The sequence below is a fragment of the Sphingomonas mali NBRC 15500 genome (assembly GCF_001598415.1).
GTDB lineage: Bacteria > Pseudomonadota > Alphaproteobacteria > Sphingomonadales > Sphingomonadaceae > Sphingomonas > Sphingomonas mali.
Window position 1 is genome coordinate 22302 of sequence record NZ_BCYX01000047.1, and the last position, 6290, is coordinate 28591.

General features: G+C 64.9%; 7 protein-coding genes. 5 read left to right on the plus strand and 2 right to left on the minus strand.

The window, feature by feature from the left end:
* Nucleotides 1–51: 51 nt before the first annotated feature.
* On the minus strand, nucleotides 52–1242 hold the full coding sequence (locus SMA01S_RS20770) for an acyltransferase family protein (RefSeq protein ID WP_066826918.1): 1191 nt from the start codon (nucleotides 1240–1242) through the stop codon (nucleotides 52–54).
* A gap of 132 nt (nucleotides 1243–1374) precedes the next feature.
* On the opposite strand from SMA01S_RS20770, the gene SMA01S_RS20775 reads away from it, so the two are divergent.
* Nucleotides 1375–2172: a LytTR family DNA-binding domain-containing protein gene (locus SMA01S_RS20775; RefSeq protein ID WP_066826920.1), complete on the plus strand. Its 798-nt coding sequence runs from the start codon at nucleotides 1375–1377 to the stop codon at nucleotides 2170–2172.
* On the opposite strand, the gene SMA01S_RS20780 is transcribed toward SMA01S_RS20775, so the two are convergent.
* A complete protein-coding gene (locus SMA01S_RS20780) occupies nucleotides 2137–3303 on the minus strand; it encodes an acyltransferase family protein (protein WP_066826922.1) in 1167 nt (388 codons plus the stop codon). The two genes, SMA01S_RS20775 and SMA01S_RS20780, sit on opposite strands and share 36 nt — an antisense overlap.
* Nucleotides 3304–3619: 316 nt before the next feature.
* Here SMA01S_RS20780 and ispG point away from each other — a divergent pair, with 316 nt between their 5' ends.
* Genes ispG through SMA01S_RS20800 form a run of 4 tightly spaced genes read left to right on the plus strand, consistent with a single transcriptional unit; the run spans nucleotide 3620 to nucleotide 6169 of the window.
* Nucleotides 3620–4735, plus strand: coding sequence for a flavodoxin-dependent (E)-4-hydroxy-3-methylbut-2-enyl-diphosphate synthase (gene ispG, locus SMA01S_RS20785; protein ID WP_066826925.1), 1116 nt, complete (start codon nucleotides 3620–3622; stop codon nucleotides 4733–4735).
* Complete coding sequence (locus SMA01S_RS20790; RefSeq protein WP_066826927.1) at nucleotides 4732–5214, plus strand: thioredoxin family protein; 483 nt, start codon at nucleotides 4732–4734, stop codon at nucleotides 5212–5214. Before ispG ends, SMA01S_RS20790 begins: the two co-directional genes overlap by 4 nt.
* A 17-nt stretch (nucleotides 5215–5231) precedes the next feature.
* Nucleotides 5232–5627, plus strand: a complete 396-nt coding sequence (locus tag SMA01S_RS20795; RefSeq protein WP_066826929.1) for a DUF4345 family protein — start codon at nucleotides 5232–5234, stop codon at nucleotides 5625–5627.
* A 59-nt stretch (nucleotides 5628–5686) separates the two neighbouring features.
* A complete protein-coding gene (locus SMA01S_RS20800) occupies nucleotides 5687–6169 on the plus strand; it encodes a retropepsin-like aspartic protease family protein (RefSeq protein WP_066826931.1) in 483 nt (160 codons plus the stop codon).
* Nucleotides 6170–6290: the final 121 nt, after the last annotated feature.

Genomic DNA, 6290 nt, shown 5'->3' on the forward strand with positions numbered 1-6290 from the left:
ATGACTACCCATCGCGCCCTCAGTAGTTCCCCTTAGACGGTCGGAAGGGGCTCAGGCGACGTCGGGCCGAGCGCGAACCGTCTCCATCCAGTCGGCCGAGGCGGCCCGTCTTGCGGCCTTCGCCCGCGCCTTGAGGCCGATTAGCGGACGCAGCACGTTCACCTCGCGGCCGATCAGGTAGAAGGCCCTGCATCCCGCGATCGTCGCCGGCACCAGGATGAGGAATTCGCCGGCCGCGCCAATGCCGAGCGGCTTCACCCAGAATTCGACCAGGATGATCACGGTCTGATGGATGATGTAGAAGGGGAAGGTCGCCTCGGCGAGCGTGGTGCGCCATTGATGGTCGCGATTGAGGAAACGCTCGGCGATCCCGATCAGCGCGGCGATGGCGACCCAGGTGTCGATCTCGCGCGCCAACCGGAAGACGATCGTCACGTTGTGCGTCGGGAAACTGAAATCGGGATAGGCGACCAGCAGTCCGGCGATTACCGCGTAGCAGCCGATCGCGACCGCCGCCGACGCCGCCCACCAGCGCGACAACCCGTCCATCACCACGCGCGATCCCGCCAGGCCGAAACCGAACAGGAAAGCGGGAAAATATTGCAGATGCGCCAGGCCGTCGTTGAACAGCTCGTGGGTGTCGTCGTCGCGGTGGAACAGCCAATATTGCGTGACCAGCAGGAACATGACCGGCACCCAAACCGCGCGGCTGCCGCCGAACACGCGGTCGAACATGGCCTGCAGCTTGCCCGCGCCGGGAACCAGCATCAGGAGCATCAGCGCGAGCGTGTAGACCCAGAGATAGACGACGAACCACAGATGGTTCCAGGTCGGCATGACGATCCCGTCGAGCTTGCTGAAGCGGAAATAATCGTGGGTGAGGAACCAGAGATAGCTCTGACCATAGCCATGCTTGCCGACCAACTCGACCCAGGTCTGCGGCGGGACGACCACGGCCATGCCGAACACGAGCGGGATCAGCAGCCGCGAACTGCGATTGCCCAGGAAGCGGCGGATGCTGGGCGATTTCGACCACAAGGCGCGGCTGGCATAACCCGATACCACGAACAGCAGGGTCAGCCGCCAGGGATTGGTCAGCAGCATCGGGATCTCGACCCAGTCCATCGGCTGCGCGGTCTTGATGTGAAAGCCCCAGGGCACGAAGACCATGCCGATATGATAGAAGATCAGGAGAGCGAACGCTCCGATCCGCAGCCAGTCCATTCCGTAATGCCGTTCCATTGCTCGCCTCCATTCCTTGCGATGCGGTGACGGCTAGTCGGGGCCCGCCGGGACCGGTATCGGAGAGGGTCGGAAGGCGGCTTCACGGGGACGATCGCACAAGTGGCTGGGACGAGTGGCGGGTGGCGCGGGATGAACGGAACGCAGCGCAAGCTGGCGCTCGGCTTCGCCGCGGGATTCCTCCTGATCATCGTCGTCATCATGATCGCCAACGCCGAATCCTCGGTCGCCGATCTCCAGGCGTCGGGCGCGCATATCCGGCCAGATCTGATCTGGTCGTGGGAATGGACCAGCATGCTCGCGTGGCTCAGCATCTACCCGCTGCTGTGGATCGGTGTCGCGACCTTCCGGCCGCCGCGTTTCTCATGGCCGCTGATCGTCGCCGCTTTCGTGGTCGGCAGCCTGATTGCCTCGGGGTGGCATATCGCCGTGATGGTCGTGTTGCGGAGGATCTATTACGATGCCGTGGGGCAGGGGCCCTATCACTTCTTCGGTATCATCGACGATCGCTTGCTCTACGAATTCCGCAAGGATTTCGCGACTTATCTCCAGTTCGTCATCGTCGCCGCAATTGGGCAGTGGCTGATTACGCGCGCGGCGACGCCGCCAAGCACCAGCGCGCCGCCCAGGACGCTGGCCGTGGCCGACGGCGCGGTCACGCACCTGATACCGCTCGAAGAGATCGAATCGATCGCCTCGGCGGGCAATTACGTGGAGATCGTTTGGGGACCGCGCACGCTATTGCATCGCGCCACGCTGGCGGCGGTGGAGGCCGAACTGGGCGATGCCTTCCTGCGTATCCATCGCGGCCGGCTGGTGCGGCGCGCCGCGATCCGTCGCATCGAAACCGACAAATCGGGTGACTTCACGGTCGAAACGGCGTCGGGCGCGACGTTACGCGGAAGCAGGCGCTACCGTCCGGCGGACTGACCGCGGGCTCAGGCCGATCAGCGGCCGCAGCCAGTCGACCTCACGGCCGATCAGGTAGAAGCTGACCGCGAACGAAAAGGTGCCGGCCAGGATCAGCGCGAACTCGACGAACGGGTTGAGGTTCAGCGGCAGAGTGTACCAGGCGAGCAGAATGATCGCGGGATGGTGGGCGATATAGAGCGGAAATACCGCTTCGGCCAATGTGGCGCGCCATTTGTGATCGTGATCGAGGAAGCGGGTCGCCAGCTGGAACAGCACCAGCATCATGCTCCACGCCATCGCCAGCCGCGCCGCGCGGTCGAGCATCATGATGGCGTGCGGCGGGACATTGTGCCCTTCATAGGCGAGCTCGATGCAAACCACGGTCACTCCGGCGACCAGCGCGACCGCCGCCGCCGGCCATTGCAGCCGCGCGATCGTCGGCCACAATTTGCTGTCGCCCGCCAGCGCGAAGCCGAACAGGAAGATCGGGAAATAGGCGAAATGCGCGTTCCAGTCGGTGAACAATCCCTGCTTTTCGGGAAGTACGAACATGACCGACAGCTTGAGCAGGACCAGCACGACGATCGGCGCCCAGAGCAACCGGGTACCCGACGCCAGGCGGTCGGTGGCGCGGGTCAGCCGTTCGGCACTCCAGCCGGGCACGAGCAAAAGTGCCGCGAGCACCATAGTATAGGCCCATAGATAGGCTACGAACCACAGATGTTCCCAGCTCGGGAAACCATGGCCATAGACCGGGGTGACGCTCCAATAGTCCGTCAGCCAGAAATGGAGCAGGCTGCCCGGATAGCCCTGTTCGCGCGCCCTCACCCACATTTCGGGCGGGATCAGCGCGACCATCGCGAATCCCCAGGGAATCAGCAGTCGGCGGTTGCGCGAGTCGGTAAAGGCGCGGACGTCGCCCGACTTGGCGAACAGCTTGCGGCTGGCATAACCCGACACCGCGAACAGCAGCGGCAGCCGCCACGGCGTCAGCAACGCCATCGGCGCGGTCAGTTCATGATACGTGATCGGCGATTTGATCACCCAATCCCAGGTCGAGAAGACCATGGCGACATGGTACACGATCAGCAGGCCGAAGGCGCCGATCCTGAGCCAGTCCAGGCCATAATGTCGTCGCTGGGGAGTCATTGACGCCGTTCGTGTCCGATTTGTCTCGGGTCAAATAGCGGACCGGCCCTGACCAAAAGGTTATCACGGGTGAAACCTCGGTTGCTCAAAATGGGTGTTATCGGCGCTTTGTCGTCCGGAATCATGATCTTGCCGGAAGAACGGCGGATACTCGGCGAAGGGCGGGAATTGCAGTGGTGAGTGCGTTGCCGCCTTCCTCCGGCTGGAACGGACGGGAATAGCCGCTCCCGCTCAGGTTTGAATGCCGATCCTTGCCAGGGCGCTAGGTTTCGCGCGCCGGCAACGCTATATGGCGGGCGACCCAAGAGGATTTCGAATGTCAGTCCGTCCCTGGCGCGACATCACGCGCCGCAAGAGCCGTCAGATCATGGTCGGTAACGTCCCTATCGGGGGCGATGCGCCAGTCACCGTCCAGACGATGACCAATACGCCGACCAGCGACCCACGGGCGACGATCGACCAGATCCGACGCTGCGAGGATGCCGGTGTCGATATCATTCGCGTGTCGTGCCCCGACGTCGAGTCGACCGCGGCGCTCAAGCAGATCGTCCGGGCGGCGCGCGTGCCGATCGTCGCCGACATCCATTTCCACTATAAGCGCGCGCTCGAGGCGGCCGATGCCGGCGCGGCGTGCTTGCGTATCAATCCGGGCAATATCGGCTCGGCCGAGCGGGTGAACGAAGTGGTCGCTGCGGCCAAGGCCAACGGTTGCGCGATCCGCATCGGCGTCAACGCCGGCAGCCTCGAACGCGACCTGCTCGAAAAATATGGCGAGCCGTGCCCGGACGCGTTGGTCGAAAGCGCGCTCGATCACATCAAATTGCTCCAGGACCGCGATTTCCACGAATTCAAGGTCGCGGTGAAGGCAAGCGACCTGTTCCTTGCCGTCGCCGCCTACCAGCAGCTCGCCGAGGCCGTCGATTGCCCGCTCCATCTCGGTATCACCGAGGCCGGCGGGTTCGTCGGTGGCACGGTCAAGTCGGCGATCGGGATCGGCAGCCTGCTCTGGTACGGAATTGGTGACACGATCCGCGTTTCGCTTTCGGCCGAGCCGGAGGATGAAGTGCGCGTCGGGTTCGAGATCCTGAAGGCGCTGGGCATCCGCAATCGCGGCGTCCGGGTCGTGTCGTGCCCGAGCTGCGCGCGCCAGGGCTTCGACGTCATCCGCACCGTCCAGGCGCTGGAGGAACGGCTCCAGCATATCCGCACGCCGATGTCGCTGTCGGTGCTCGGCTGCGTCGTGAACGGGCCCGGCGAAGCGCGCGAAACCGATATCGGCATTACCGGCGGCGGAAATGGCAAGCACATGGTCTATCTGTCGGGCGTGACCGATCACCATGTCCAGGACGCCGACATGATCGAGCATATCGTCAAGCTGGTCGAGGCCAAGGCGGCCGAGATCGACGCCGCCGACGAGGCGAAAGCGGCGTGAAGTTCGCGCTCGGGCTTGTCGCGGCGGCTATCGCGCTCACCGTGCAGCCCGTGACGGCGGACGTTGCGGCACCAGCCGCGGCACCAGGTCACCCCGAGGCACGCCCCTTCGGCGATCCCGATCGTGCCGGGCACGACGTCGCCGATGCGATGGTGCGCGCCAAGGCCAATGGCCATCGCGTGATCCTCGTGTTCGGCGCGAACTGGTGCCACGACAGCCGCGCACTCGCCGGCTGGTTCGCCAGTCCGCGCTTTGCCGCGATGCTGGCGCCGCGTTACGAAATCGTCTGGATCGATGTCGGGCAGAAGGATCGCAATCTCGACCTCGCGCGCCGCTTCGGGCTCGACGGGATCAAGGGAACGCCGACCGTGCTGATGCTCGACGCCACGGGCAAGCCGCTCAACCTCAAGGACGCGCCGCGCTGGCACGAGGCCTCGACGCGCAGCGAGGACAAGATCTACCGCTATTTCGCCCGTTAGGGCGAGGGGAGGGGGAAATGACCGACGGACGTTTTCGCCTGGCGCAATTGCTGGTCGGTATCGTGGCGATCTTCGCGATCGGCTTTGGCGCGTACATGCTCGCCCAGCCGCTGCTCTGGTATCGCGCGCTGCCGACAGTGGTGTTCACCGGCCCGTTCAACCAGCATTTCGTTCGCGACATCGGGGCTGCGTATCTCGCCTGCGGGCTGCTGCTCGGTTGGGCGGTGCTCGACCTGCGTGTGCGGCGGCTGGCGGTGCTGGCGGGGGCATTGTGGCTGAGCCTCCATGCCCTGGTCCACCTGTACGAGGTGATCACCGGCATTTGCGGCGTCGCGATCTTCTGGCGCGATTTCCCGGGCGTGTTCGGACCGCCGGCACTGGCGCTGCTCGGCTGGTGGCTGGCACGGCGGTAAGCTATTCTTAGGCATCACTATTAGCCAAGCCGCAATCGCCGCGCGGTAGAAGATCAGCCATGAAATATGCGCTGCTCGTCGTGACCATCATTGGAATCGCGATCGGCCTGGCTCTGCCGGGGGCGAAGCGCGCGCCGATCGCCGCCGCTCCGCCAGCCGCCGCGGCACCCGCCGACCAGCCGCAGCCGACCGTGCTCGATCGCGCGGATAACGGCCATTTCTTCACCGTGGCTGACGTCAATGGCGAGCCGATCAAGTTCGTCGTCGATACCGGTGCCACCGAGGTGGCGCTGACCCAGGACGATGCGCGGCGGGCCGGGGTGAAGTTCGATCCCGGCCGGTTCGACGTCGTCGGCACCGGCGCGTCGGGCGATATCCGGGGACAGGAAGTCGAGCTCGAAGACGTCGTGCTCGACGGCAAGCGCGTCAGCGGCATCCATGCCGTGGTACTGGACGGGCTGACTATCTCGCTGCTCGGCCAGAACTATCTGCGTCGGCTCGACAGCGTGGCGATCAGCGGCGACAAGATGACGTTGAAGTAACGGTCATTCCTCCCCGGGACGGGGAGGGGGACCAAGACGCGCAGCGGCTTGGTGGAGGGGGCGGGCCCCTCGGGATGTCGTAGATTTGGAGAGCCCCCCCCCCCCCCCCCCCCCCCCCCCC

Coding starts and splice junctions, on each gene's coding strand:
- SMA01S_RS20770 (WP_066826918.1), bottom strand. CDS start 1,242: ATGGAACGGCATTACGGAATGGACTGGCTGCGGATCGGAGCGTTCGCT.
- SMA01S_RS20775 (WP_066826920.1), top strand. CDS start 1,375: ATGAACGGAACGCAGCGCAAGCTGGCGCTCGGCTTCGCCGCGGGATTC.
- SMA01S_RS20780 (WP_066826922.1), bottom strand. CDS start 3,303: ATGACTCCCCAGCGACGACATTATGGCCTGGACTGGCTCAGGATCGGC.
- ispG (WP_066826925.1), top strand. CDS start 3,620: ATGTCAGTCCGTCCCTGGCGCGACATCACGCGCCGCAAGAGCCGTCAG.
- SMA01S_RS20795 (WP_066826929.1), top strand. CDS start 5,232: ATGACCGACGGACGTTTTCGCCTGGCGCAATTGCTGGTCGGTATCGTG.
- SMA01S_RS20800 (WP_066826931.1), top strand. CDS start 5,687: ATGAAATATGCGCTGCTCGTCGTGACCATCATTGGAATCGCGATCGGC.